General features: G+C 67.4%; 19 protein-coding genes. 9 read left to right on the plus strand and 10 right to left on the minus strand.

Annotation, left to right across the window (positions count from 1 at the left end; all coding sequences use genetic code 11):
- The first annotated feature begins 317 nt into the window (after positions 1 to 317).
- Both BMY29_RS11755 and BMY29_RS11760 read left to right on the plus strand, forming a co-directional pair.
- Entirely contained in the window at positions 318 to 1,055 is a 738-nt protein-coding gene (locus tag BMY29_RS11755; protein WP_049988930.1) for a ribulose-1,5-bisphosphate 5-phosphatase, read from the plus strand.
- Positions 1,052 to 1,693 carry a ribulose-1-phosphate aldolase gene (locus BMY29_RS11760; RefSeq protein WP_049988857.1) on the plus strand — a complete coding sequence of 214 codons (642 nt, stop codon included), beginning with the start codon at positions 1,052 to 1,054 and terminating at the stop codon, positions 1,691 to 1,693. Before BMY29_RS11755 ends, BMY29_RS11760 begins: the two co-directional genes overlap by 4 nt.
- Positions 1,694 to 1,743: 50 nt before the next feature.
- Here BMY29_RS11760 and pyrE read toward each other — a convergent pair whose 3' ends face one another.
- Positions 1,744 to 2,271: an orotate phosphoribosyltransferase gene (gene pyrE / locus BMY29_RS11765; RefSeq protein WP_049988858.1), complete on the minus strand. Its 528-nt coding sequence runs from the start codon at positions 2,269 to 2,271 to the stop codon at positions 1,744 to 1,746.
- 178 nt (positions 2,272 to 2,449) lie between these two features.
- On the opposite strand from pyrE, the gene BMY29_RS11770 reads away from it, so the two are divergent.
- Positions 2,450 to 3,409: an alpha/beta hydrolase gene (locus tag BMY29_RS11770; protein ID WP_049988859.1), complete on the plus strand. Its 960-nt coding sequence runs from the start codon at positions 2,450 to 2,452 to the stop codon at positions 3,407 to 3,409.
- Positions 3,410 to 3,448: 39 nt separating this feature from the next.
- On the opposite strand, the gene BMY29_RS11775 is transcribed toward BMY29_RS11770, so the two are convergent.
- Positions 3,449 to 3,994: a CDP-2,3-bis-(O-geranylgeranyl)-sn-glycerol synthase gene (locus tag BMY29_RS11775; protein ID WP_049988860.1), complete on the minus strand. Its 546-nt coding sequence runs from the start codon at positions 3,992 to 3,994 to the stop codon at positions 3,449 to 3,451.
- 180 nt (positions 3,995 to 4,174) lie between these two features.
- On the opposite strand from BMY29_RS11775, the gene BMY29_RS11780 reads away from it, so the two are divergent.
- Together BMY29_RS11780 and BMY29_RS11785 are read left to right on the plus strand one after the other, a co-directional pair.
- Positions 4,175 to 5,353 (plus strand): M24 family metallopeptidase, encoded by a 1,179-nt coding sequence (locus tag BMY29_RS11780; RefSeq protein WP_049988861.1) that lies wholly within the window; start codon positions 4,175 to 4,177, stop codon positions 5,351 to 5,353.
- A gap of 119 nt (positions 5,354 to 5,472) precedes the next feature.
- Positions 5,473 to 6,189, plus strand: a complete 717-nt coding sequence (locus BMY29_RS11785) for a DUF502 domain-containing protein (RefSeq protein WP_074854737.1) — start codon at positions 5,473 to 5,475, stop codon at positions 6,187 to 6,189.
- A 50-nt stretch (positions 6,190 to 6,239) separates the two neighbouring features.
- Here BMY29_RS11785 and BMY29_RS11790 read toward each other — a convergent pair whose 3' ends face one another.
- Positions 6,240 to 7,220 (minus strand): NAD(P)-dependent oxidoreductase, encoded by a 981-nt coding sequence (locus BMY29_RS11790; RefSeq protein WP_049988862.1) that lies wholly within the window; start codon positions 7,218 to 7,220, stop codon positions 6,240 to 6,242.
- A gap of 127 nt (positions 7,221 to 7,347) precedes the next feature.
- On the opposite strand from BMY29_RS11790, the gene BMY29_RS11795 reads away from it, so the two are divergent.
- On the plus strand, positions 7,348 to 8,688 hold the full coding sequence (locus BMY29_RS11795) for an amidohydrolase (RefSeq protein WP_049988863.1): 1,341 nt from the start codon (positions 7,348 to 7,350) through the stop codon (positions 8,686 to 8,688).
- On the plus strand, positions 8,685 to 9,971 hold the full coding sequence (gene ilvA, locus BMY29_RS11800; protein WP_049988864.1) for a threonine ammonia-lyase: 1,287 nt from the start codon (positions 8,685 to 8,687) through the stop codon (positions 9,969 to 9,971). Before BMY29_RS11795 ends, ilvA begins: the two co-directional genes overlap by 4 nt.
- 132 nt (positions 9,972 to 10,103) lie before the next feature.
- On the opposite strand, the gene BMY29_RS11805 is transcribed toward ilvA, so the two are convergent.
- From BMY29_RS11805 to BMY29_RS11835, 7 genes are all read right to left on the minus strand, one after another.
- The gene (locus BMY29_RS11805; RefSeq protein ID WP_049988865.1) at positions 10,104 to 11,453 is read right to left on the minus strand and encodes an aminotransferase class III-fold pyridoxal phosphate-dependent enzyme; all 1,350 of its coding nucleotides are present in this window, start codon (positions 11,451 to 11,453) and stop codon (positions 10,104 to 10,106) included.
- Positions 11,454 to 11,596: 143 nt separating this feature from the next.
- Positions 11,597 to 13,273, minus strand: a complete 1,677-nt coding sequence (locus tag BMY29_RS11810) for a BCCT family transporter (protein WP_049988866.1) — start codon at positions 13,271 to 13,273, stop codon at positions 11,597 to 11,599.
- A gap of 466 nt (positions 13,274 to 13,739) precedes the next feature.
- Positions 13,740 to 14,393: a DUF8102 family protein gene (locus tag BMY29_RS11815; RefSeq protein ID WP_049988867.1), complete on the minus strand. Its 654-nt coding sequence runs from the start codon at positions 14,391 to 14,393 to the stop codon at positions 13,740 to 13,742.
- Positions 14,394 to 14,483: 90 nt separating this feature from the next.
- Complete coding sequence (locus BMY29_RS11820; RefSeq protein WP_049988868.1) at positions 14,484 to 15,764, minus strand: amidohydrolase; 1,281 nt, start codon at positions 15,762 to 15,764, stop codon at positions 14,484 to 14,486.
- Positions 15,765 to 15,923: 159 nt separating this feature from the next.
- Complete coding sequence (locus tag BMY29_RS11825) at positions 15,924 to 16,313, minus strand: Rid family detoxifying hydrolase (RefSeq protein WP_049988869.1); 390 nt, start codon at positions 16,311 to 16,313, stop codon at positions 15,924 to 15,926.
- 35 nt (positions 16,314 to 16,348) lie between these two features.
- Positions 16,349 to 17,731, minus strand: coding sequence for an aspartate aminotransferase family protein (locus tag BMY29_RS11830; protein ID WP_049988870.1), 1,383 nt, complete (start codon positions 17,729 to 17,731; stop codon positions 16,349 to 16,351).
- Between the two features lie 209 nt (positions 17,732 to 17,940).
- Positions 17,941 to 18,696 carry an Lrp/AsnC family transcriptional regulator gene (locus BMY29_RS11835; RefSeq protein WP_049988871.1) on the minus strand — a complete coding sequence of 252 codons (756 nt, stop codon included), beginning with the start codon at positions 18,694 to 18,696 and terminating at the stop codon, positions 17,941 to 17,943.
- A gap of 275 nt (positions 18,697 to 18,971) precedes the next feature.
- On the opposite strand from BMY29_RS11835, the gene BMY29_RS11840 reads away from it, so the two are divergent.
- Together BMY29_RS11840 and BMY29_RS11845 are read left to right on the plus strand one after the other, a co-directional pair.
- Complete coding sequence (locus BMY29_RS11840) at positions 18,972 to 21,269, plus strand: amino acid permease (RefSeq protein ID WP_049988872.1); 2,298 nt, start codon at positions 18,972 to 18,974, stop codon at positions 21,267 to 21,269.
- Positions 21,270 to 21,383: 114 nt separating this feature from the next.
- Positions 21,384 to 22,256 carry a proline dehydrogenase family protein gene (locus BMY29_RS11845; protein WP_049988873.1) on the plus strand — a complete coding sequence of 291 codons (873 nt, stop codon included), beginning with the start codon at positions 21,384 to 21,386 and terminating at the stop codon, positions 22,254 to 22,256.
- Positions 22,257 to 22,258: the final 2 nt, after the last annotated feature.

Raw genomic sequence — 22,258 nt, forward strand, 5'->3', positions numbered from 1 at the left:
TCCGTCGTCGCGCGGGCCGGTCTCACCGTTTGCCGGTCGATCAGCGCCGACGCAACAAACGGTAGGTGTGAGTTAGAAGCGGGCACGAGCCCGGCGTGTAAAACGGACACCTACCATCGTGGCTACGCGTAGTCTCGATTGGGATAAAAGCGTTGTGATGGTCCGCGAACGGTCGAAACCGGTCGTCCGGCGGCGTGGCCGCGATCCAGATATCGATCAAGGGCGGGGCGGATCGACCGCAACCGGCGTCAACGACTCGAGCAGCCGGGATGACCGATACTGGTTTTTCGCTGCCCGTGAACGGGTACGCTATGGCGATGGCAGTCGACGCCGTCCTCTTCGACCTCGACGATACGTGCTACCCGTACCCGCCCTGCAACGAGGCGGGCAAGGAGGCCGCCTGGCGGACCGCCCGCGAATTGGGGTACGACTTCGACCGCGAGGCGTTCGACGCGTTCTACCGGGAGGGGCGCCGGGACGTGAAACGCGACGCGGCGGAGACGGCAGCCAGTCACGACCGGTTCCTCTACTTCAAGCGGGCCCTCGAGCGCCACGCGGGCACGCATCGATCCGGCGACGCGCTGGCGATGGGCGAGGCCTACTGGGCCGCCTTTGTCGACGAACTCGAACCGTTTCCGGGCGTCACGGAGACGTTCGCGACGCTCGCCGATCGGGACGTCGACGTCGCGATCGTGACCAACCTCACGACGCGGATCCAACTCGAGAAACTCGACGCGATGGGTCTCGACGAGTACGTCGATCTGCTCGTGACCTCCGAGGAGTTGGGCCGCGAGAAACCCGCCTCGCTGATGTTCACGCACCCGCTGGCGCGACTCGATCGACGCCCCTCGGAAACGGTGATGGTGGGCAACTCGATCCGCTCGGATATCGAGGGAGCGAACGCCGTCGGCATCGAGACGGTCCTGTTCAACGGCGACGGCGACGCCGATAGCGGCGGTGACGATCCTGCTAGCGCGGATCCGACTCTCGAAAGCCACCGCAAACCGGATCACCGAATCGATTCCTTCCGCGACGTGCTGGAGGTGATCCGATGATCCTCGAGGACCAACGCCAGGCGGTGGTCGAGCGCGCGCCGGACCTGGCGGCGCTGACGCCGGGCCGAACGGGGAACCTGAGCGTCCGCGACGGGCGCGACGGCGACGCCTTCGCGGTCACGCCGACCGGGGTTCCGTACGACGGGTTCGACGCCGAGGACGTCCCGATCGTCGGGACCGACGGCGAGCAGTTGGACGGCGAGATGGCCCCCAGCAGCGAGGTGCCGATGCACAGCGCCATCTACCGCCGGGAGGACGTCGGCGCGATCGTCCACACCCACTCGCCGTGGGCGACGACGCTGGCGGTCGCCCGCGAAACGCTCCCGCCGATCCACTACATGATCGTCGCGGTCGGCAAGCGCGTGCCTGTCGCCGAGTACGCCCCCTACGGGACCGACGCGCTCGCCGAGAACATCGTAACAGCGATGGACGACGCCGACGCGACGGCGTCGCTCGTCGAGAACCACGGCCTGGTCGTCACCGCGCCCGACCTCGCGACCGCCCTCGAGAACACCCACCACGTCGAGAGCCTCGCCAGGCTGTACCTCCAGTCGCGGGCGGCCGGCCTCGAGCCGGCGACGCTCTCGGAGGAGCAACTCGAGACGGTCGTCGAGAAGTTCGAGTCCTACGGGCAGTAGCGCTTAGCGGTCAGCAGTCAGCGGCCCGAAGACCGGCCGGCGCAGTTCCCTCAGTTCCGATCCGCCAACAGCTCGCTCGCCGTCACCAGCGACTCCATCTCGATGCCTGCCTCTTCGACGTTCTCGCGGCCGCCCTCCTCGCGGTCGACGACGACCAGGGCGCGCTCGACGGTCGCGCCCGCGTCCCGGAGCGCCTCGACGGCCTCGACCAGGCTGGTCCCCGTCGTCACGATGTCCTCGACGACGACGACCTCCTCGCCCTCCTCGAGGCGGCCCTCGATCAGATTGGCGGTGCCGTAGTCCTTGCGCTGCTTGCGCGCGATGACGTAGGGGACGCCGGCCGCGACGCTGGCGGCCGCGGCGAGGGGCACGCCGCCTAAGGCGACGCCGCCGAGCTTGTCGTCCGCGTCGACTCGCTCGGCGAAGGCCTCGGCGATCAACTCGAGACACTCGGGATCGGTCTCGAAGAGGTACTTGTCGACGTAGTACTCGCTGGTCCCGCCGTGGGAGAGCTCGAACTCGCCGAACTCGACCGCGTCGGCGTCGCGCAGGGCGTCGATGAGTGCCTGGTTCGTCATTGCCCGAACGAGCGCACCGAACCGAAATAAGCGGTGTGGAACCGACCGGCGTCGCCCGCGGCATCGGCGTCCTCGTTCGGCCCGGACGGCGCGCGACGGATCGGTGGCCCGGAGACGACGGCGAACGGGTTTCCGGCGCAGGTAGGTTTTTTGTCACGGAACCGAAGCCTATCGAACGATGACACCGACCAGCGCGGACGAACCCCATCCGGAGGTACAGGAGTTCCTCGAACTGTACGACTCGCTCGACGCGCCGTCGTTCGACGAGGTCTCGGCCGCCGAGGCCCGCCGGATGTTCGAGGAGTTGCGCGCCTCCGGCGAGCCCGAGATCGAACTTGCGAGCGTCGAGGACCGGACCATCGACGGTCCCCGCGGCGACCTTCCGCTTCGGATCTACGAGCCGGGCACCGAGGGCGACGAGCGACCCCTGATCCTTTACTTCCACGGCGGCGGCTGGGTCATCGGCAGCGTCGACACCCACGACGGCACCTGTCGGAAACTGGCCGCCGAGTCGGGGTATCCCGTCGTCAGCGTCGACTACGGCCTGGCGCCCGAACACCCCTTCCCCGAGGGGCTGCGGGACTGCTACGCCGCGCTCGAGTGGGCCGCCGAGGCCGCGCCCGATCTGGGTGCCGATCCCGACCGGATCGCCGTCGCCGGCGACAGCGCCGGCGGCAGCTTAGCGGCCGGCCTCTCGCTGCTCGTCCGGGACCGAGGCGGTCCGGAGATCACCTACCAGCTTCTGGTCTATCCCGGAACCGGCGACGTGACGAAGACGGACGCCTACGAGGAGAACGGCGAGGACTACTTCCTGACGAAAGCCGACATGGCCTGGTTCCGCGACCACTACTTCGAACGCGAGATCGACGAGGGGAACGTCTACGCGATGCCCAGACTCGCACACGACCTTTCGGAGCTGCCGCCGGCGACGGTCATCACGGCCGGGTTCGATCCGCTGCGAGACGACGGGGCGGCCTACGCCGAGCGATTGGAGGCGGCCGGCGTGCCCGTCGAGTACCACCATTACGACGATGTGATCCACGGCTTCTTCGGAATGATCACCGAGCCGGTGGACGTAGAGCGCGCGCACGAAGCCTACGAGGACGCCGTCGCGGATCTGCAAGACGCGCTGGAGTAGTAGTGTATTCGCTGCGAGGAAGACGGAGCGGAGAGAGCGCTACCAGGGCTCGTTCTTCAGCCCGAGCTTGTACGCGATCATGTTCGTCGTCACGTGCAGTATCGGCGTGAGCACGACGACGACGAGGATGACGTCGAGGGTAAACCAGGTCCGGAACCAGTCGGTCGCCAGCAACGCGGTCAGCGGCAGGGAGACGACGACGAAGTCGAGTTGGTCGAGTCCGGGGAACATCGCGCCGCGCTGGCGGCCGGTCCGGCGCTTGAGGAACGAGGCCAGGATGTCGCCCAGCATGGCGCCGGCGGCCAGGCCGATCGCCGCGAGCGGCGTGAACGCCGGCACGTCGAACCCGAGCGCGGCGCCGACGCCGTCCGCGACGAGCGTCAGGACCGTCGCGAGCGCGACGCCCGCGAGGATTCCCATCGCCGTGCCGCGCCAGGTCTTCCCGTCGCCGAGCACCCGTCTGTCCCCCCACGTCCGGCCGCCGTCGATCGGTCGGCCACCGCCGGCCAACACCGCGGCGTTGTTGGGGACGTAGGCGGGCAACATCGCCCAGAACGCGATCGCGACTGTCTCGAGTACTGCCATGTCCGCGGGGACGAACCGGCGTCTCTTAATCGGCGGTGGTTCGACGCGGGCCAGTGACCGCGACTCACACCCCCCTCGAAATCGCTCCGTCGGCCGGATATATACACACTATCCGTTTTCGCCATACACGAAAAGTTTTTAGCATTCCTGATCGATGTGAGGTGTATAGGTCTTGGTATCATGTCACGTGCCATCTTCGACGAGAGCGAGTACGAACGCCGGGTCTCGCGGACGAAAGAGCGATTACGCGAGGCGGACCTCGACGCCATCGTCGTCGCCGACCCCGCGAACATGAACTACTTGACGGGCTACGACGGCTGGTCGTTCTACGTCCACCAGGCCGTCGTGGTCACGCCCGACCGCGACGAACCGATCTGGATTGGCCGCGGAATGGACGCGGGTGGCGCGCAGGCGACGACCCACCTCGCCGAGGAGAGCATCCGCGCGTACAGCGACGACCACGTCCACTCGCCGTCCGATCTCCACCCAATGGACTACGTCGCGGGCGTGCTCGAGGAACTGGACGTCGCCGACGGCCGGATCGGCCTCGAGATGGACGCCGCCACCTTCTCCGCGAAATCGTACACGCGCCTGCGGAAGAACCTCCCCGAGGCTGCGTTCGAGGACGCGACGCTGCTGGTCGGCTGGCTCCGGATCACGAAGTCCGAACGGGAACTCGAGTACATGCGCCAGGCGGCCCGGATCTCCGAGAACGCGATGCGGGCGGGCCTGGAGACGATCGAGGACGGCGTGCCGGAGTACGAGGCCGCGGCCGCGATCTACGAGCAGTTGATCACCGGCGCCGAGGAGTACGGCGGCGACTACCCCTCGATCGTCCCGCTGATGCCCTCCGGCGAGCACACGGGCACGCCGCACCTGACCTGGACTGACCGGCGGTTCGAGGAGGGCGACCCGGTCATCATCGAGCTTTCGGGCTGTCGCCACCGATACCATTCGCCGCTGGCCCGCACGACGTTCGTCGGCGACCCGCCCGCGGAACTCGAGCACACCGCCGAGGTCGTCGTCGAGGGGATCGAGGCCGCGCTCGATGCCGTCGAACCCGGCGTCACCTGCGAGGCCGTCGAGAAAGCCTGGCGGGAGACGATCGCGCGGTACGACATCGAAAAGGAGGACCGCATCGGCTACTCGATGGGTCTGGGTTACCCACCGGACTGGGGCGAACACACCGCGAGCATCCGGCCGGGCGACGAGACCGTCCTCGAGGAGGACATGACCTTCCACATGATCCCCGGCATCTGGACCGAGGAGGTCGGCATGGAGATCAGCGAGACGTTCCGCGTCACCGGCAGCGGCGCGGAGACGCTAGCCGACTTCCCGCGGCGGCTGTTTACCGCGTGATCCGGGCCACTCGAGCGGGTTCCGCCGCGCTACTTCGGGTCCGTTCCGCTTCCTTCCCCCGCTCGATCGCGGCCGAGAGAAAGCGAGGTATCATAGTCCCGCGGTCACACGGTTCGATCATGGGGTCGTGGAAGCGGGAATTCGCGAGCGGGCTCATCCTGCTCGGGCCGATACTCATCACGCTGTACGTCGTGTATCGAATCACGGCACTGGTCACCGGCGTCACGCCGCTGGTCCTGTTCGACGACGGCACACTGGGCGGCCTGGTCGCCCACGAGCCGACCCGCTCGCTGCTCGTCGCCGGTCTCCGCGTCGTCCTTCCGCTCTGCGTTGTCGCGCTGGTGACGCTCGGCGCCGGCGTGCTCACGCGGACGACGATCGGCGACGTCTTCGCGCGGAGCGTCGACGGCCTGGCGAACCGGGTTCCCGGGTTGCGAATCGTCTACAACGCGTCGAAAGTTACCGCCGAGACTACGCTCGGCGAGGGTGAGACGCTCCAGTCGGCCGTCAGGGTCGAGAGCTGGGACGGCCTCCAGATGACGGCGTTCAAGACCGGCCGCGTCACCGACGACGGCCGCGAGGTGGTCTTTATTCCCACGTCGCCGAACATCAGTTCGGGCTTCGTCGCCGAGGTCGAGCCCGAGCGGGTCACCGAAACCGACGAGGGGCTCGAGGAAGCGTTAACGCGGGTCTTGAGCGGCGGGTTCGCCGAAGCCGACGCCCCCAGTACCACCGGAACCGCCGGCGACGCGAACCGGTCCGACGACTCGTCCGGGGAAAACGGAACGGCGGTTTCCTTCGACGCGGACGAGAACGAGCCGGGACCGGAGGAGTGATCGCTGCGGCCGAGTGCGGAGTCTAGATCTATATTCGAGCGGACCGGCTCTCAGTCCGATTCCGGCCGGCGAACCGCGTTCTCGAGGTCGTCGCCGGTCGCGAGCGCCTCGACGTTGTGCGCGACGATGTCCGCCAGGCGGTCCCAGTGCTTGGGCGTGTGGCCGCCGGTGTGGGGCGTGATCAGGCAGTTCTCGAGGTCCCAGAGCGGGTGGTCGTTCGGGAGCGGTTCGGGGTCGGTGACGTCGAGGGCGGCCCCGCGAATCTTGTTCGATTGCAATGCAGCGACGAGCGCGTCGGTGTCGACGATCCCGCCGCGGGCCGCGTTGACGACGACGGCGGTCGGTGGGAGCGTCGCTAACTCCGCCTCGCCGACGAGGCCGCAGGTCAGGTCGTTGAGCGGACAGGCGAGGACGACGTAGTCGCTGCGGGCGAAGGCCTCGTGGACGTCCTCCGCCTCGAAGCCGAGTACCTCGTCGGTCGGGCCACCCTTCTCGGGCGTGTAGCGGATGCCGATCGTCTCGACCTCGAAGCCCTCGAGCCGTTGGACGACCGCCTGGCCGATCGAGCCGAGGCCGACGATCGTGACGGTGCTGTCGGTGAACTCGTGGGATTGGAAGTGGCGCCACTCGCCGTTTTGCTTGCGGCGCCAGCCCTCGTGGAGCCGGCGGGCGAAGACGAGCATGTTGCCGATCGTCTGCTCGGCGATGCCGGGCGCGTGGATCCCGCCCGCGTTGGTCACGGCGACCCCGCGCTCGGCCAGGGCGTCCGTCGGGAGGTGATCGGTGCCGGCGAAGGTACACGCGAACAGTTCGAGCCGCTCGGCGCGCTCGAGGCGGTCTTCCTCGATCGAGATGCCCGTCGCGACCCGCGCCCGTTCGACGAGTTCGCGTTCCTCCGCCGGCGTCCGCGCGAGCGCGACCGTTCGGTCGGGCAGCCGCTCGCGCAGCGTCTCGGCGTACGACTCCATCGACAGTCCCTCCGTCCCCTCTCGCAGGACGACGATATCCGGGTTCGCTGGATTCGTGCTCATAGTGGGTTCCTCGTGCGTCACGCGACGCGATATCCGACGATTGTCATCCTCTCTCTTATCTTTTTGTGTACTCGACGTAAACGCTGATTGTGTACAATTAAGTCAGTGGGGCGCGTCACCACCTCGCATGAGCGAACCGGTACGGGACCGCCTGGTCACCCTTCGACGGAGTCTCCACCGCCACCCCGAGCCGGCGTGGCGCGAGTTCTACACCACTGCCCGACTCGTCGAGGAGATCCGGGCTATCGGCGTCGACGAACTGGCCGTCGGCCCGGACGCTTACGACCCCGCCGATCGGATGGCCGTCCCCGACAAGGACCTCGAGCCGTGGGTCGAGCGTGCCCGCGAGCGCGGCGCCGACGCGGCCCTGCTCGAGCGGATGGCCGGCGGTAACACCGGCGCCGTCGCCGTCCTCGAGCGCGGCGAGGGCCCGACGATCGGCCTTCGGGTCGACATCGACGCGCTGTTCATCGAGGAATCGACCGACGCAGCCCACGACCCCGCGTCCGAGGGCTTTCGCTCCGAAATAGAGGAGACGATGCACGCCTGCGGCCACGACGTCCACATGACCTGGGGCCTGGCCGCCCTCGAGCGAATCGCCGACAGCGACTTCGCGGGTCGCCTGGTCGTCTTCTTCCAGCCCGCCGAGGAGGTAAGCGGCGGCGGGTGTCCGATGGCGAAAAGCGAGTTCGCCGAGGGCCTGGACTACCTGCTCGCGGTCCACGTCGGCCTCGATCACCCGACCGGCGAGGTCGTCGCCGGGATCGAGAAGCCCCTGGCGATGTGTCACGTCGACGCGACGATCGAGGGCAGCGCCGCGCACGCGGGCAAGGCCCCCAACGAGGGGGCCAACGCCATGCACGCCATGGGGACCGCGATCGAGAACGCCTACGGCATCCCCCGGCACGCGGACGGGATGACCCGGGTGAACATCGGCAGGGCTGAGGCCGGGACCGCGAGCAATATCATCGCCGAGCGCGCCCATATGGAGTGCGAGGCCCGCGGCGAGACCACCGCGCTGATGGAGTACGTAAAGCGCCGCCTCGAGCGCACCGTCAAATCGGCGGCGACGATGCACGACTGCCGGGCCGACGTCGAGGTCGTCAGCGAGTCGCCCCGCGCCGACAGCGACCTCGAACTCCAGACCGTCGTCAGCGAGGTCGCGACCGACGTCGACGGGATCGACAGCGTGCTTCCGGCCGCCGAGTTCGGCGCGAGCGAGGACGCGACCTTCCTGATGGACCGCGTCCAGCGCGCGGGCGGCCTGGCGAGCTACCTGATCGTCGGCACCGACCACCCGACGAGCCACCACACGCCGACGTTCGACGTCGACGAGACGAGCCTCGAACACGGCGTCGCCGTCCTCGTCGGTGCGATCCGGGCGCTCGAGCGCAGACATCCGGTGGCGCACGCGGAGCCGGAGGACGGATCGCGCACGGACGTCGCGAACGCGGAGGTCGACGGATGAGCGGGGGCGGCGAACGGAGCGAGCCGCCCGAGCGGGATGCGTCGAACGGACCGGACCGGGCCCCCGTCACCATCGAGGATGTCGAGGCGGCCCGGGAGCGCATCGCCGACGTCGTCCACTGCACGCCGCTGGACACCTCGCGGACGTTCGCCGGCCTGAGCGGCGCAGCCTCGATCGGGCTCAAACTCGAGAACGTCCAGCGCACGGGCTCGTTCAAGATCCGTGGCGCGTACAACAAGATGGCCCGGCTCTCGACCGACGAGCGCGAGGCCGGCGTCATCTCCGCGAGCGCGGGCAACCATGCCCAAGGCGTCGCGCTGGCCGGCGACATGCTCGACATCGACACGACGATCGTCGTCCCCGAGGTGACGCCGGCGGCGAAGATTGAGGCCACCCGCGGCTACGGCGCCGCGGTCGTCGTCGAGGGCGACATCTACGAGCGCTCCTACGAGCACGCCCTCGATCGGGCCGCCGAGACCGGCGAGACGTTCGTCCACCCCTTCGACGACGAGGCCATCGTCGCCGGCCAGGGGACCGTCGGCCTCGAACTGCTCGAGCAGTACCCCGACGTCGACGCCGTCCTCGTCGCCATCGGCGGCGGCGGGCTCATCTCGGGGATCGGAACGGCGCTGAAGGCTCGCGATCCCGATATTCGCGTGATCGGCGTCCAACCCGAGGGCGCCGCACACGCGAAGCCGTCCCTCGAGCGCGGCGAGATCCGCGAACTCGCGGCCGTCGACACCGTCGCGGAGGGGATCGCCGACACCCGCATGCTCGAGACCACCTTCGCGATCGCCCGCGAGGTCGTCGACGGCGTCGTCAGCGTCAGCGACCGCGAGATCGCGACCGCCGTGACTCTGCTGGCCGAGCGCGCCAAGACCGTCGCCGAGGGTGCCGGCGCAGCGCCCCTGGCGGCCGCGCTCTCCGACGACCTCGACCTCGAAGGGGAGCGCGTCGCGGTCGTCGTCTCCGGCGGCAACGTCGACCTCACCGAACACGCCGAACTGACCCGCACCGGCCTCCACGAACTCGGGCGCTACGCCGAGGCCAGGCTAGCCGTCGACGCCTGGCCGACGACGGTCGGCGACGTCGCCGAGACCGTCGAAGCCGAGGGGGCCGAACTGGACGCCTTCGAGCGCGCTCGGCGGACGTCGGTCGATCACCCGAACCGCACGCCCGTAACGATCGGGATCGAAGGGAGCGGCCCCGATCATCTGAACGGCGTACTCGAAGCGTTGGCGGCTCTCGACGGTGTCTCCGTCGTCGAGCACTCGTTCGAGTGACATCCACCGTTCCGGTGGTGGACCGGATCTGAAACAGTATCCGTTTACCTGATCGATTCGGGGCAACCGCTGATCGTACTCGTGGCAGGGACGAAAACCGACCGGCGGGACGAACCCGAGGCGTGAGACCCGTTACGCGACCGTCGCGCTCGGCCCGACCGCCTCGATCGCGTCGAGGAAGAGTCCGATCCCTAACTCGATCTCGCGCTCGGTCGCGTCCAGCGGCGGGAGCAGCCGGATCGTCTTCTTCCCGCAGCCTAGCGTCAGGAGCCCGCGCTCGAGGGCCGCCTCGACGACCGCGCTCCGGCGCTCGGGCGTGTCGAACTCGACGGCCAGCATCAGGCCCTTGCCGCGGACGTCCTCGACGCAGTCGGGCGCGTCGTCGCGCAGGAGTTCCTTCGCTTGCTCGCCGCGTTCGGTCGCGTTGTCGAGCAGGTCGTACTCCCGAATCGCTTCGAGGGTGAACGCGCCCATCATCGAGCCGAGCAGGTCGCCGCCGCCGAAGGTCGACCCCAGCCGATTCTTCTCGCTGGGGAAGACCTCCGAGCGCGAAATCGTCGCACCGACGCGTAGGGCCTTCGCGCTGGCGATGACGTCGGGTTCGATCGGGTAGTGATCCGAGGCCCAGATCTCGCCGGTGCGGCCGACGCCGGACTGGATCTCGTCGACGATCAGGGGGATGTCGTACTCGTCGCTCACGTCGGCGACCTCCCGCACGAACGCCTCGCTGGGGAACCGGTAGCCGCCGACGCCCTGGATCGGCTCGAGGATGAGGAAGGAGATCTCGTCGGGGTCGATGTGGCCGCCTTCGGGCGCGAGCGCGTTGCGGAGCTGCGAGCCGGCGCCGGTGAAGAACCCGCAGTCGCAGTCGCCGGTGCAGTCGCAGAACGGCATCGTCTCGATGCCGTCGATCTGGGGGTAGTGGCGCGTGTAGACCTCCTTGGACTTCGTGATCGAGAGGGTGCCGAGCGTGCGCCCGTGGAAGCTTCCGGCGAAGGCGACGCCGTACTTCGACGGTGCCCGGTAGTCGGCGGTGATCTTCATCGCGTTCTCGACGGCCTCGGCCCCCGAGTTCGAGAGGAAGACGGTGTCCATCCCGTACTGGCTCGAGACCTCGATGAGTTTCTCCATGAGGTGGCTCGACCCCGGGACGGCCGACTCCTCGGGCGTCGGGCCGGCGCCGAAGTACATGTCTTGGCCGGCGATCTTCATCGGTTCGACCAGGTCGAACTCGCGGACCTTGCCGAGGACCTTCTCGTTGTTGTAGCCGAGCGGCGCGGCGCCGATGTGGCAGGTGAAGTCCAACAGGACGTTCCCGTCGACGTCGGTGACGAACGGGCCGTCGGCCTCGCCGGTCGCGTCCCAGACGAACTCGTGGGAGTACTCGCTGGGCGCCGAGTACGACTGGTGGAAGTCGACCCACTGCTGCGCGTTCGGACCCGGGAGCGCGTCCGCGTCGGGTTCCGCCGTGTCCCTATTCATACACAGTTTATGTGTACCTCGTACATTAAAACTTGTTATGGGTTGCCTCGGATCGGTCCCGATACCGGCGGGGAAAACACAGCATGACGGCCGCGGCGACGGGCTACGACTCGTCGATCGGTGCGGTGGAGGGTGCGGACGACTCAGTCGTCGTCCGATTCGACGGGACCGCCCGGGCCGGCGGGCGACGATTCGGCTTCCGTTTGCGCGCTCGAGCCGACGAGCACCGTCTCGTCCTGAAGGAGCACGCGGCCGTACTCCGAGCCGAAGTCCTTGATCAGCGAGAGCATCGCGAGGAAGCAGACGAAGGCGAAGGGCGTGCCGGTGATGATCGCCGCCTGCTGGAGCGTGTTCGCGCTGCCCGTGCCGCCGAGGATCATCAGGATCGCAGCCGTCAAGCCGAGGACGACACCCCAGAAGATCCGGTTGATGGTCGACGGCCTGGCCTTCCCGCCGGTCGTCATCATCGAGACGGCCAGCGTCGAGGAGTCCGCGGACGTGACGAAGAAGGTCGTCACGAGGATCATGAAGGCCAGCATGAACACGGATCCCAGGGGGAACGTCTCGAAGAGGATGAAGCCGGAGACCTCCGCGCCGGCGTCACCGGCTATCACCGCGCTGAAGTCGGCGACGCCGTTGTGCTGGGCCCAGACGGACGTGCCGCCGACGAACGTGAACCAGGGGATGGTGGCCGCGGAGGTCGCGACGATACCGGTGAAGGCGACCTCGCGGACGGTCCGACCCTTGGAGATGCGGGCGATGAACAGGCCCGCGAACGGAGACCACGAGAGCGCCCACGCCCAGTAGAAGACCGTCCAGGCGTTCATCCACTCCGTCGCTTCCTGATTTCCCGCACCGAAAGCGCCGGCGCCGGTAAAGAGGCTCATCGAGACGAAGTCGGAGACCATCCCGCCGAGGGCCTGGGTGCCGAGCAGGATCAGGAACAGCGTCGGGCCGACGATGAACGTCCCGATCATGAGGACGACGAAGAGGATCATGTTGAAATTCGAGAGGCGGCGGATCCCCTTGTCGACCCCGAGCACCATCGAGGTCGTAAACAGCAGCGTCATCATCGTCACGACGAGGAGGATGCCGACGTTCCCGATGCTGATGCCCCACTGATAGTCGAGGCCGGTGACGAACTGGCTCCCGATGAAGCCCAGCGACGTCGCCACGCCGCCGATGGTTGCGAAGACCGCCAGAATGTCGACGACCTTCGCGACCGGGCCGTCTAAGTTCTCGGCCCCGATGATCGGAGTCAGCGCCGAGGACACCCGAAGCGGCACCGACTCGTAGTTGTACGCGAAGTAGCCGATCGCGATCCCCATGATCGTAAACACCGCGAGTTGGGGCAGGGCCCAGTGGAACAGCGTCTGCTGGACCGCGATGGTCATCGCCTCGGCGGAGCCGCTCTGCACGTTGAACAGCGGCGAGGGGCTGTCGTAGTAGAACAGCGCCTCGGTCGGGCCCCAGAACACGACGCCGGCCGCGAAGCCGGCCGAGTACAGCATCGCGAAGAACGACAGGAAGCTGTACTCCGGCGATTCGTCGCCGAGTCTGATCGATCCCCACGGGCCGACGATCAGGAACAACAGGAAGACGACGATCAGGAACACGATCAGCAACAGCGCCCAGTTGAACGCACCGAGCATCGAGTCGTTCAGCGACGAGATGCCGTTTTCGACCGTCGTCGGACTGATGAAGAACGCCGCGATCACGCCGACCGTCAGCAACGCGCCGAACAGGAAGACGGTCCGGTCAATCTCCTCGAGGAACTGATCGACCATCCCCGTCCCTCGCTCCTCCTCGCCGTCGCTCATCCCGTCTCACCTCCCGGAACCGGCCGGTAGCGTGCTGATCGGTCGTGCCTCCACCTACCGTTTACCATGCTGCGTGATGGCATACCGATTTGGTCGTCAGTGTATACAATAAACGTTTCCCTCTAGCGGGAAACATATACAGATTATGTTTACATAGCGGTCTCACGACGAATAGGAGCTCCTGGCTCGGGATCGAACGAACGGCCACGAATCGGGACCGGACCGAACGTATATAACGGCCGATTCAAGCCTAATTACTGCGATCTACGCTATCGAGAACGAGGTGATAGCGGCGCGAGTCGCTCCCGAAGTGGGAGGCGACGCCTCGTGGGATTACGGACGGGACGATCCTCGCGTGGTCCGCAGTGCTCGGATCTCAGGGTCGCTGCAAAGCCAGGTCGAAGACGGCCGGCGACGGCTGCGTGATCGGCTGAATCCGCCGTCCGTTAGCGTTCGCCAGTGTCCATCAGCGTTCGTTCGTCAGTTCCTCGAACGTTTGCTCGCGGGACTCGGCGCTCTCAGTGACTCTCTCACTGAACTCGTCGACGCGCGCTTTGATCTCCTCGCGGGTGTCCGCCGGCGAGAAGGCGTCGGACATCGTCAGCAGGCGCACGAACGCGCGCAGTTCCTCGTCGGTGAGCTGGGCGAACTCCTCGTTCTCGAGTTTCTCGACGACCTCGTCGACGTCGATCTGACCGACGGGCTCGACGTTGAACTCGACGTTGACCATCCGATAGTTCGAGCCGGCGAGTCGCTGTTCGGCCTTGCCGACGCCCTCGGAGAGCATGTCCTTGAACGGCGTGTAGTAGCCCATCGTCCCCAGGTGAAGGAAGGCGAGCATGTCGGTGATCCCCTGGGTGTAGGCGTCGCGCTCCTCGTCGTCGGGATCGAAGACCGTCTCCCGGTCGCGTTCCTCTAAGTACTCGAAGAGAATGCTGAAATCGAGGATTCCGTTCCGAACGCGGCGTCGAATCCGATTTCGCTTCTGTTTTTTCGAGTGGTCCGTGTAGTCGGTCTTCCGGCCGAGCAAGAAATCACGATCGGAGGGGGTGAGGATTCCGCGCGGGCGATCCGAGTCCGCCGCCGTTCGCAGCGACTCCGGCACGTCGTCCTGACTCATACACAGGTAGATGGAGAGCGGGCGGATTAACGTTACTGATCCCACGAACCCGACATGTGAATGTCATATTCGGGTCGACGGCCGCGCTCGCTACGGCCGCCGCCTGGCGAGTTCGATCGCCGTCTCGGAGAGCACCGCGACCCCGATATCGAGGCTCTCCTCGTCGATGTCGAAGGTGGGCGTGTGGTGGCTCGTCGGGTGGTCGGTCCCGATCAGGACGTACGAGGCCAGGCCGTTGTTGTCCTGGACGCGCTGCATCAGGTACGTCACGTCCTCGCTCGCGCCGAAGTCCGTGGCGGGAACGACGCGGTCGACGCCCGGGACCCCCCAGGCGACGTTCCCGATCAGGTCACGGAGCGCGGGATGGCTGTCGACGCGGGGCGACTCGCTGACGACACGGGGCGTGACGTCGCAGTCGTGCATCTCGGCGGCGGCGTACAGCACGCGCTCGAGTTCCGTCCGCATGTACTCCATGAGACCGGTCGTCTCGCCGCGGACCTCCGCCTCGATCGTGATCTCCTCGGCGATGACGTTGCTGGCGGTGCCGCCCTCGATGGAGCCGACGTTCACCCGGGTCATCCCGTCGCTGTGCCGGGGGATCGCGTACGCGTTCTGGATCGCGGTCGCCGCGGCCTGCATCGCGTTGCCGCCCTCGTTGGGCGCTTTGCCCGCGTGGGCGCTCGCGCCCTCGAAGGTCGCGGTCACGTGGGCCATCGCCAGCGGTTTCTCGACGCCGGCGACGAACTCGCCGGTCGGGTGGCCGAGGCCGACGTGGAGCGCGAGCAGGTAGTCGACGTCGTCGAGGTAGCCGCCCTCGGCCATCGCCTTCCCGCCGCCGGAGATCTCCTCGGCGGGCTGGAAGAAGACCTTCAGCGTCCCCTCGAAGTCGCCGTCCTTGACCGCCTCGATCGTCCCCAGCGCTATCGCCAGGTGGGCGTCGTGGCCGCAGGCGTGCATGTAGCCGTCGTGTTCCGACCGAAAGCCCGCCGCAGCCGGCCGGTGGTCGTCCTCGGTCGACTCCCGCATCGAAATGGCGTCGAGATCGACGCGCACTCCGACGCAGGGACCCTCCCCCTCTTCGACCACCGCGACGACGCCCGTATTGCCGTCGGCGGTCCGCTCGAGCACGTCCGATCGGACGCCCGCCTGGCGGGCGCGCTCGCGCCAGGGCTCGAGTTCCGACGCGTCGGGGACGGCCATGCGCTCGTCGGTCGCCAGGACCTCGCGACCGACGGCGATCTCGTCGACCCCGATCCGCTCGAGTTCCTCGACGACGCGGGCCGTCGTCCGGAACTCCCGCCAGCCCGGCTCGGGGTGGCGGTGGAAGTCCCGACGTAACTCGCTCAACCGATTTCGGACCTCGTGTGCCATCGTTTCCCAAAACTAGGACGAGGAACTACTTAATCGTGGTCAATAATCGACCGCAGTTTACGCACGTTCGCCGTAGAATGCGGCCGATCGATCCGAAATCCGGGCAGCGATTCCGGGTGCGACGTGACAGTAGGGGAACCGGGCGCGACGGGGTGGCGATCACCCCAGGTACGCGACGGCGTCCAGCTCCACGCGGACGTCCTCGGGGAGCCGCGAGACCTCCACGCAGACGCGAGCGGGCGGGATCTCGTCGAACCGCTCGCCGTAGGCCTCGTTGACCCGTTCGTAGTCGTCGAGGTCGGTCAGGTAGACCGTGACCTTGACGACGTCCGCCAGGCCGTCGCCCCCGGCTTCGTCGACGACCGCGGCGATGTTGTCGAGCACCCGGTCGGTCTGCGCCTCGATGTCGCCCTCTACTGCGTCGCCCGTCTCGGGATCGACGGGGCCGTAGCCGGAGACGTAGAGCGTGTCGCCGGCGCGGACGCCCTGGGAGTAGGGATTGTCGGTGCTCGGTGCGTCGTCGGTCCGAATTCGGTCGGTGTCGGTCATCGTGATCAGTGGCGTGACTCGTAAAAGCGGTTCGCTTAGGCCGTCTGCGCCGCGTCTGCGGTCGCTCGCTCGATCGCCTCGACGACAACGTCCAGCGCCGTCTCGGCAAGGTCATGCGTGAGCACCAGCGGCGGGAGGAATCGGAGCACGTTGCCGTGGCGGCCGGCCGTCCAGACGAGCACGCCGCGTTCGAAGCAGTACCGCTGGATCGCGTCGACGACGTCGCCGTCCGGATTCCCGTCCGCGTCGACGAACTCCGCGCCGATGAGCAGGCCCCTGCCGCGGACGTCGGCCAGGCGGTCCGTCTCGTCGGCGGCCTCCCGGAGCCGACCCTGAATGTACTCGCCGAGGTCGCGAGCGTGGGCCAGCAGGTCGTGGTCCTGGATGTACTCGATGGCGCGGGTGCCGGCGCGCATCCCAACGACGTGGCCGCGGTAGGTGCCGGCGTGGTCGCCCGAGCCCCACGTGTCCAGTTCCTCCCTGTACATCGTCGCCGAGAGCGGGAAGCCGACGCCGCCCAGCGCCTTCGCGGAGGTCATCACGTCGGGCGCGACGCCCTCCCAATCGCTGGCCCACCACTGGCCGGTGCGACCGAGGCCGCTCTGGATCTCGTCGAAGACGAGCGTGACGTCGTTGTCGTCGGCGATGTCGCGCAGACCCTGGAGGAAACCCTCCGGGGGCGTGACGATGCCGCCCTCGCCCTGAATCGGTTCGACGACGATTCCGGCCGGATTCGCCAGGCCGCCGTAGGGGTCCTCGACGATGGCCTGGACTTCCTCGAGGGCGTGATCGACCGCTTCCTCGGGCGACTTGTCCTGACGGAACGGGTGAGGATACGGTGCGTGGACGACGTCCGAGAGCAGGGGCGTGTAGTGGCCTTTGAACTTCTTGTTCGAGGTGACGCTCATCGCGCCGGTGGTCGCGCCGTGGTAGGCCCCGCGGAACGCGATGAGGCCGTCGCCGCCGGTGTTGTACTTAGACAGTTTGATCGAGGCCTCGATGGCGTCGCTGCCCGTCGGGCCGCCGAAGACGACCCGGTTGTTCCCCTGGAGGCCGTCCGGGGCGATCTCGTCTAATTTCTCGATGAGTTCGAGGCGGGCCTCGGTCGGAAAGTCGACGGTGTGGACGAACTTGTCCGCCTGGTCGTGGACGGCCTCGAGCACGTAGGGGTTCGCGTGGCCGACGTTGAGCACGCCGATGCCCGCGAACAGGTCGATGTAGGTGTTGCCGTCGGCGTCGCGGACCGTCGCGCCCTTCCCCTCCTCGAAGGCGATCGGAATGTCGTTCGGATAGGCGACCGCGCTGCTGTCGATCTCGCGCTGCTTCTCGAGCAGTTCCCGGGTCCTCGGCCCGGGCACGGAATCGACGGTCGGTGCGTCCTCGAAGTGGAGTTCGTCTATCGGCGGTCCTGCCGTCATACGTAGGGGCAGGATGAACAATTATAAATAACTTGTCCACAGTAACCATGCAGCACGTATACAGTTACTGACTACAGAGAGGGGATCGCAGTTCGGTCCGCGGATTGCGGTCCAGCGGTCGAAACGGTGCCATAAACGGCGGTCCCGGGCCGATCTGAATCAGAAACGAAGAGAAAAAGAGATCCGGCCGATCGCTCCGTCACGAGCCACTACACCGATTCGCCGTCGCCGCGAAACGCCGCGACCGTCCCGTCGTCGATCCCGCCCCGCGAGAAGACCGTGACGATGTCGTCGGCCCGGATCTCGGTGTCGCCGTGGGGGGTCAGGACGGCGTCGTCCCGCTCGATCGCGACCACGAGCGCGTCATCGTCGAGCACGTCCCGCCGAACGGCCCGTTCCAGGGTCTCGCCGGCGAGCGGCGCCCCGGGATCGACGGTGACCTCGGCGACCTCCGCGTCGCCCGAGAGGCTGATGAAGTCCGTGACCGTCTCGCGGTGGGCATCCTCGTCGGGTCCGTACGGCGCGTACGACTGCCAGGTCTCGTTTTGAACGAGCACCTCGTCCTCGATCTCGACGCCGAGGTCCGAGAGCGACCGGGCGATGCGCCGGAGATCGTCCGTGTCCCTGCCGACCGCCAGCACGTGGAGGTTCCGTCGCCCGGTCATCAGTTCCCGGACGTTGATCACGCCCGGAATCACCTGCGCCTGACGGGCGATCGGTTCTCGCTCGGAGACCGGCGCGTTGCACATGAACAGGTTCGCCAGGCTGCCGTCCGCGCGTTCGAAGTCGATGTTCGCGTGGTAGCCAGTGATGATCTCTTCGTCCTCCAGTTGCGAGATCCGGTTTCGGATCGTTCCCGGCGAGACGTTGACGGCCTCCGCGATCGTCGGCGCCGAGATACCGCGAGCGTCGTCCATCAGCGCGTGGATGATCCGTCGGTCGATCTCGTCGAGGCGGTAGGTCATGGCGGCGTTATCACAACCGCACCCATACAGTGTTCCGGTTTCGCCGCGGCCGGCCGAGGTGTGCGGTGCGATTTTCCGGAACCCTCAATGTACTCCCACGAAGGTGCGGATTCAGCAATTCGATCACTGCGTTTATCCCCCGCCACTCCCCCTTTCGAACCAATGTACGCTCGAAACCGAGTCCGCGATCCGCCGATCCGATGGGCATCGGACGTGACCGGGCCGTCGCGGTCACCGAGCCGTCGGACGCGCAGGCGGGAACGAGGTGACGTCGCGTGAGCGCCGACGAAGAGCTCGCGAAGGACCTCGGGCTCCTCTCGGCGATCACGATCGGTATCGGCACGATGATCGGCGCGGGCATCTTCGTGTTGCCGGGCACCGCCGTCGCGCGGACAGGGCCGCTCGCGGCCGCCACCTTCGTCATCGGCGGAGTCACCGCGCTGTTCACGGCGCTGTCGGCCTCGGAACTGGGGACGGCGATGCCCAAGTCCGGCGGCGCGTACTTCTACGTGAACCGCGCCCTCGGGCCGCTGTTCGGCTCGATAAGCGGGTGGGCTAACTGGATGGGGTTGGCGTTCGCGTCCTCGTTTTACATGTACGGGTTCGGCGAGTACGTCAACCAGCTCGTGGGCGCGCCGGCGCTCGCACTCGGCCCGATCACCGTGTCGGCCGCCCAGACGATCGGGCTCGTCGGCGCCACGCTGTTCATCGCCGTCAACTACGTCGGCGCCAAGGAGACCGGCGGGCTCCAGATCGCCATCGTCCTCACGCTGCTGGCCATCCTCGCCGTGTTCACCGTCGTCGGCCTGCTGAACGGCGATCTCGAGTCGCTTCGCCCCCTCGCACCGCCGGGAACGACCGATCAAGTGCTCCCGGTGACCGCCATCGTCTTCGTCTCCTACCTCGGCTTCGTCCAGATCACGTCCGTCGCCGAGGAGATCAAAGATCCCGGTCGGAACCTCCCGCTGGCGGTCATCGGCTCGGTGCTGATCGTCACGACCGTTTACGCGCTGTTCCTCCTCGTGTTGCTGGCGGCGGTTCCGACCGATCTGGTGGCGGACAACGAGACGGCGGTCGTCGAGGCCGCCCAGTTGCTGTTTGGGCGGTACGATATCGGCGGTATCGGCCTCGGCACGTTCGGCTGGGCCATGTTGCTGTTCGGCGGCCTCCTGGCGACGGCCTCGAGCGCGAACGCATCGATCCTCTCGTCGTCGCGGATCAACTTCGCCATGGGGCGAGAGAAGATCATCTCGCCGTCGGTCAACGACATCCATCAGCGGTTCGGAACGCCGTACAAGTCGATTCTGATCACCGGCGTGCTCATCATCGTCTTCCTGCTGATCGGCGACCTCGAATTGCTGTCGACCGCCGGGTCGGTCCTCCACCTGATCGTGTACGGGCTCTTGAACGTCGCCCTGATCGTCATGCGGGAAGCCGATCCGGCCGACTACGACCCGGACTTCGAGGTCCCGCTGTACCCGTTCGTTCCGATCGTCGGGACGGTCTCCTCGTTCGCGCTGATCGCGTACATCGAACCGCGCGTCATCGGTCTCTCCGCGGTGCTCGTCGTCTTCGCCGCGGTGTGGTACCTGTTGTACGCGCGCCAGCGCGTCGAGAACGCCGGCGTGTTCGCCGACTGGATCCTCGATCGCTCGGCCGAACTGCCCGACGCCGCGGTGGCCGCGGCCGACTCGGTCAGTCCCGAGGCCACCGAAACCGCCGCCTCGCGAGCGAACGACGACTTCCGCGTGATGGTTCCCCTGGCGAACCCCCGCACCGAACGGGAACTCATCACGCTCGCCGGCGCCATCGCGACCCAACGCGGCGGCACCGTCCACGCGGTCCACATCGTGCAGGTCCCCGACCAGACGCCGCTCGAACGGGGCGCCGAGCACGCCGAGCGGATGGACGCCGAGTCCCAGAAGCTGCTCGACCAGGCCCGTGCCGACGCCGAAACGTTCGACGTTCCGGTCGAGGCGCACACGGTGCTCTCCCACCGCTCATTCGCGGAGATTTTCGACGCCGCTCGCACCTTCGAGGCCGACCAGGTCGTGATGGGGTGGGGTCCCGCCGCTCACGGCCGCGCCGAGCCGCGCCTCGACGAGTTGACCCAGGACCTTCCCTGCGACTTCCTACTGTTGAAAGACCGCGACTTCGATCCCGAACGAATCCTGTTGCCGACGGCCGGCGGCCCCGACTCGGTGTTCGGTGCGGAGGTCGTCCGGTTGCTCCGCGAGGAGTTCGACGCCCGGGCGACGCTCCTCCACGCCGTCGACGGGGACGAGTCCCGCGAGGAGGGCGAACGGTTCCTCGAGGAGTGGGCCGCCGAGAACGGGCTGTCCGACGCCGATCTGATCGTCGACGAGCGAGACGTCGAGACCGCCATCGGCGACGCGGCCACGGACGCGACGCTACTGGTGATCGGTGCGACCGAGCGAGGGCTGCTGTCGCGGTTCGTCCAAGGGTCGCTGGTGCTGGACGTCCTCGACGATGTCGAGTGTTCCGTCTTGCTCGCCGAGACGGCCCGCGAGCGGACGATGCGCGAGCGGCTGCTGGGTATCGAACGAGAGTAGTCCCGACTCGCGGCCTGCGGTCCCAGCCGTCGGCTCGGCATCGATTTCTCGTTCCCGTTCGAAAACGCGAGAAACGGAGGAACTGCCTTACGGCTGGCGGTCATTCCGACCGCTATGATCCCGCCGATCGCGAACAGGTTCGTCGCGGGGGAGTCGCCCGCGGAGGCGCTCGATCACGTTCGCCGGTTGAACGAGCGCGGCGTGAAAGCGATCGTCAACCTGCTGGGCGAGCACTACGACGAACGCGAGCCCGTCGCCGCCGACGCCGCCGAGTACCGGGCGCTCGTCGCGGACATCGCGGGCTCCGGGCTCGACGCCTGCATCTCCGTCAAGCCCTCCCAACTGGGACTGGACCTCGGCGAGGACGTCTTCCGGGCGGAACTGGCCGAAATCGTCGACGCGGCGGCCGAACACGGAGTCTTCGTCTGGATCGATATGGAGGACCACGCGACGACCGACGCGACCCTGGACGCGTACGAGGACCTCACCCGCGAGTACGAGGGCGGTGAGCGATCCTCGTCGGATCCGGAATCCGACAGCGGCGTCGGGGTCTGCGTCCAGGCGAACCTCAAGCGGACCCGCGCGGACGTCGAGCGCCTGGCCGACGTGCCGGGGAAGGTCAGGTTCGTCAAGGGCGCGTACGACCCGCCGGCGGATGTCGCCTACAAGGACGAGGCGCGGATCGACCGGGAGTACCGTGACCTGCTCGAGTACGCGTTCGAGCAGTACGACGGCGGCATCGCGGTCGGGAGCCACGATCCGGCGATGATCGACCACGCGAAAGCGCTGCACGACAGATACGGCACCGACTTCGAGATCCAGATGCTCATGGGCGTGCGCGAGGACGCGCAGTACGACCTGGCCGACGAGTACGAGGTCTGGCAGTACGTCCCCTACGGCGACCGGTGGAAGTCCTATTTCTACCGGCGGGTCACGGAGCGGACGGCGAACCTCGAGTTCGCGCTCCGGGCCGTCCTGAGTAGTTGATC

The organism is Natrinema salifodinae, from assembly GCF_900110455.1.
Taxonomy (GTDB): Archaea; Halobacteriota; Halobacteria; order Halobacteriales; family Natrialbaceae; genus Natrinema; species Natrinema salifodinae.

Excerpts from the sequence above, each read along its gene's own strand:
- BMY29_RS11760 (WP_049988857.1), top strand. The coding sequence starts at position 1,052 with ATGATCCTCGAGGACCAACGCCAGGCGGTGGTCGAGCGCGCGCCGGAC.
- BMY29_RS11820 (WP_049988868.1), bottom strand. The coding sequence starts at position 15,764 with ATGGCACACGAGGTCCGAAATCGGTTGAGCGAGTTACGTCGGGACTTC.
- BMY29_RS11770 (WP_049988859.1), top strand. The coding sequence starts at position 2,450 with ATGACACCGACCAGCGCGGACGAACCCCATCCGGAGGTACAGGAGTTC.
- BMY29_RS11835 (WP_049988871.1), bottom strand. The coding sequence starts at position 18,696 with ATGACCTACCGCCTCGACGAGATCGACCGACGGATCATCCACGCGCTG.
- BMY29_RS11795 (WP_049988863.1), top strand. The coding sequence starts at position 7,348 with ATGAGCGAACCGGTACGGGACCGCCTGGTCACCCTTCGACGGAGTCTC.
- ilvA (WP_049988864.1), top strand. The coding sequence starts at position 8,685 with ATGAGCGGGGGCGGCGAACGGAGCGAGCCGCCCGAGCGGGATGCGTCG.
- BMY29_RS11775 (WP_049988860.1), bottom strand. The coding sequence starts at position 3,994 with ATGGCAGTACTCGAGACAGTCGCGATCGCGTTCTGGGCGATGTTGCCC.
- BMY29_RS11815 (WP_049988867.1), bottom strand. The coding sequence starts at position 14,393 with ATGAGTCAGGACGACGTGCCGGAGTCGCTGCGAACGGCGGCGGACTCG.
- pyrE (WP_049988858.1), bottom strand. The coding sequence starts at position 2,271 with ATGACGAACCAGGCACTCATCGACGCCCTGCGCGACGCCGACGCGGTC.
- BMY29_RS11790 (WP_049988862.1), bottom strand. The coding sequence starts at position 7,220 with ATGAGCACGAATCCAGCGAACCCGGATATCGTCGTCCTGCGAGAGGGG.
- BMY29_RS11805 (WP_049988865.1), bottom strand. The coding sequence starts at position 11,453 with ATGAATAGGGACACGGCGGAACCCGACGCGGACGCGCTCCCGGGTCCG.
- BMY29_RS11845 (WP_049988873.1), top strand. The coding sequence starts at position 21,384 with ATGATCCCGCCGATCGCGAACAGGTTCGTCGCGGGGGAGTCGCCCGCG.
- BMY29_RS11755 (WP_049988930.1), top strand. The coding sequence starts at position 318 with ATGGCAGTCGACGCCGTCCTCTTCGACCTCGACGATACGTGCTACCCG.
- BMY29_RS11810 (WP_049988866.1), bottom strand. The coding sequence starts at position 13,273 with ATGAGCGACGGCGAGGAGGAGCGAGGGACGGGGATGGTCGATCAGTTC.
- BMY29_RS11780 (WP_049988861.1), top strand. The coding sequence starts at position 4,175 with ATGTCACGTGCCATCTTCGACGAGAGCGAGTACGAACGCCGGGTCTCG.
- BMY29_RS11785 (WP_074854737.1), top strand. The coding sequence starts at position 5,473 with ATGGGGTCGTGGAAGCGGGAATTCGCGAGCGGGCTCATCCTGCTCGGG.
- BMY29_RS11825 (WP_049988869.1), bottom strand. The coding sequence starts at position 16,313 with ATGACCGACACCGACCGAATTCGGACCGACGACGCACCGAGCACCGAC.
- BMY29_RS11830 (WP_049988870.1), bottom strand. The coding sequence starts at position 17,731 with ATGACGGCAGGACCGCCGATAGACGAACTCCACTTCGAGGACGCACCG.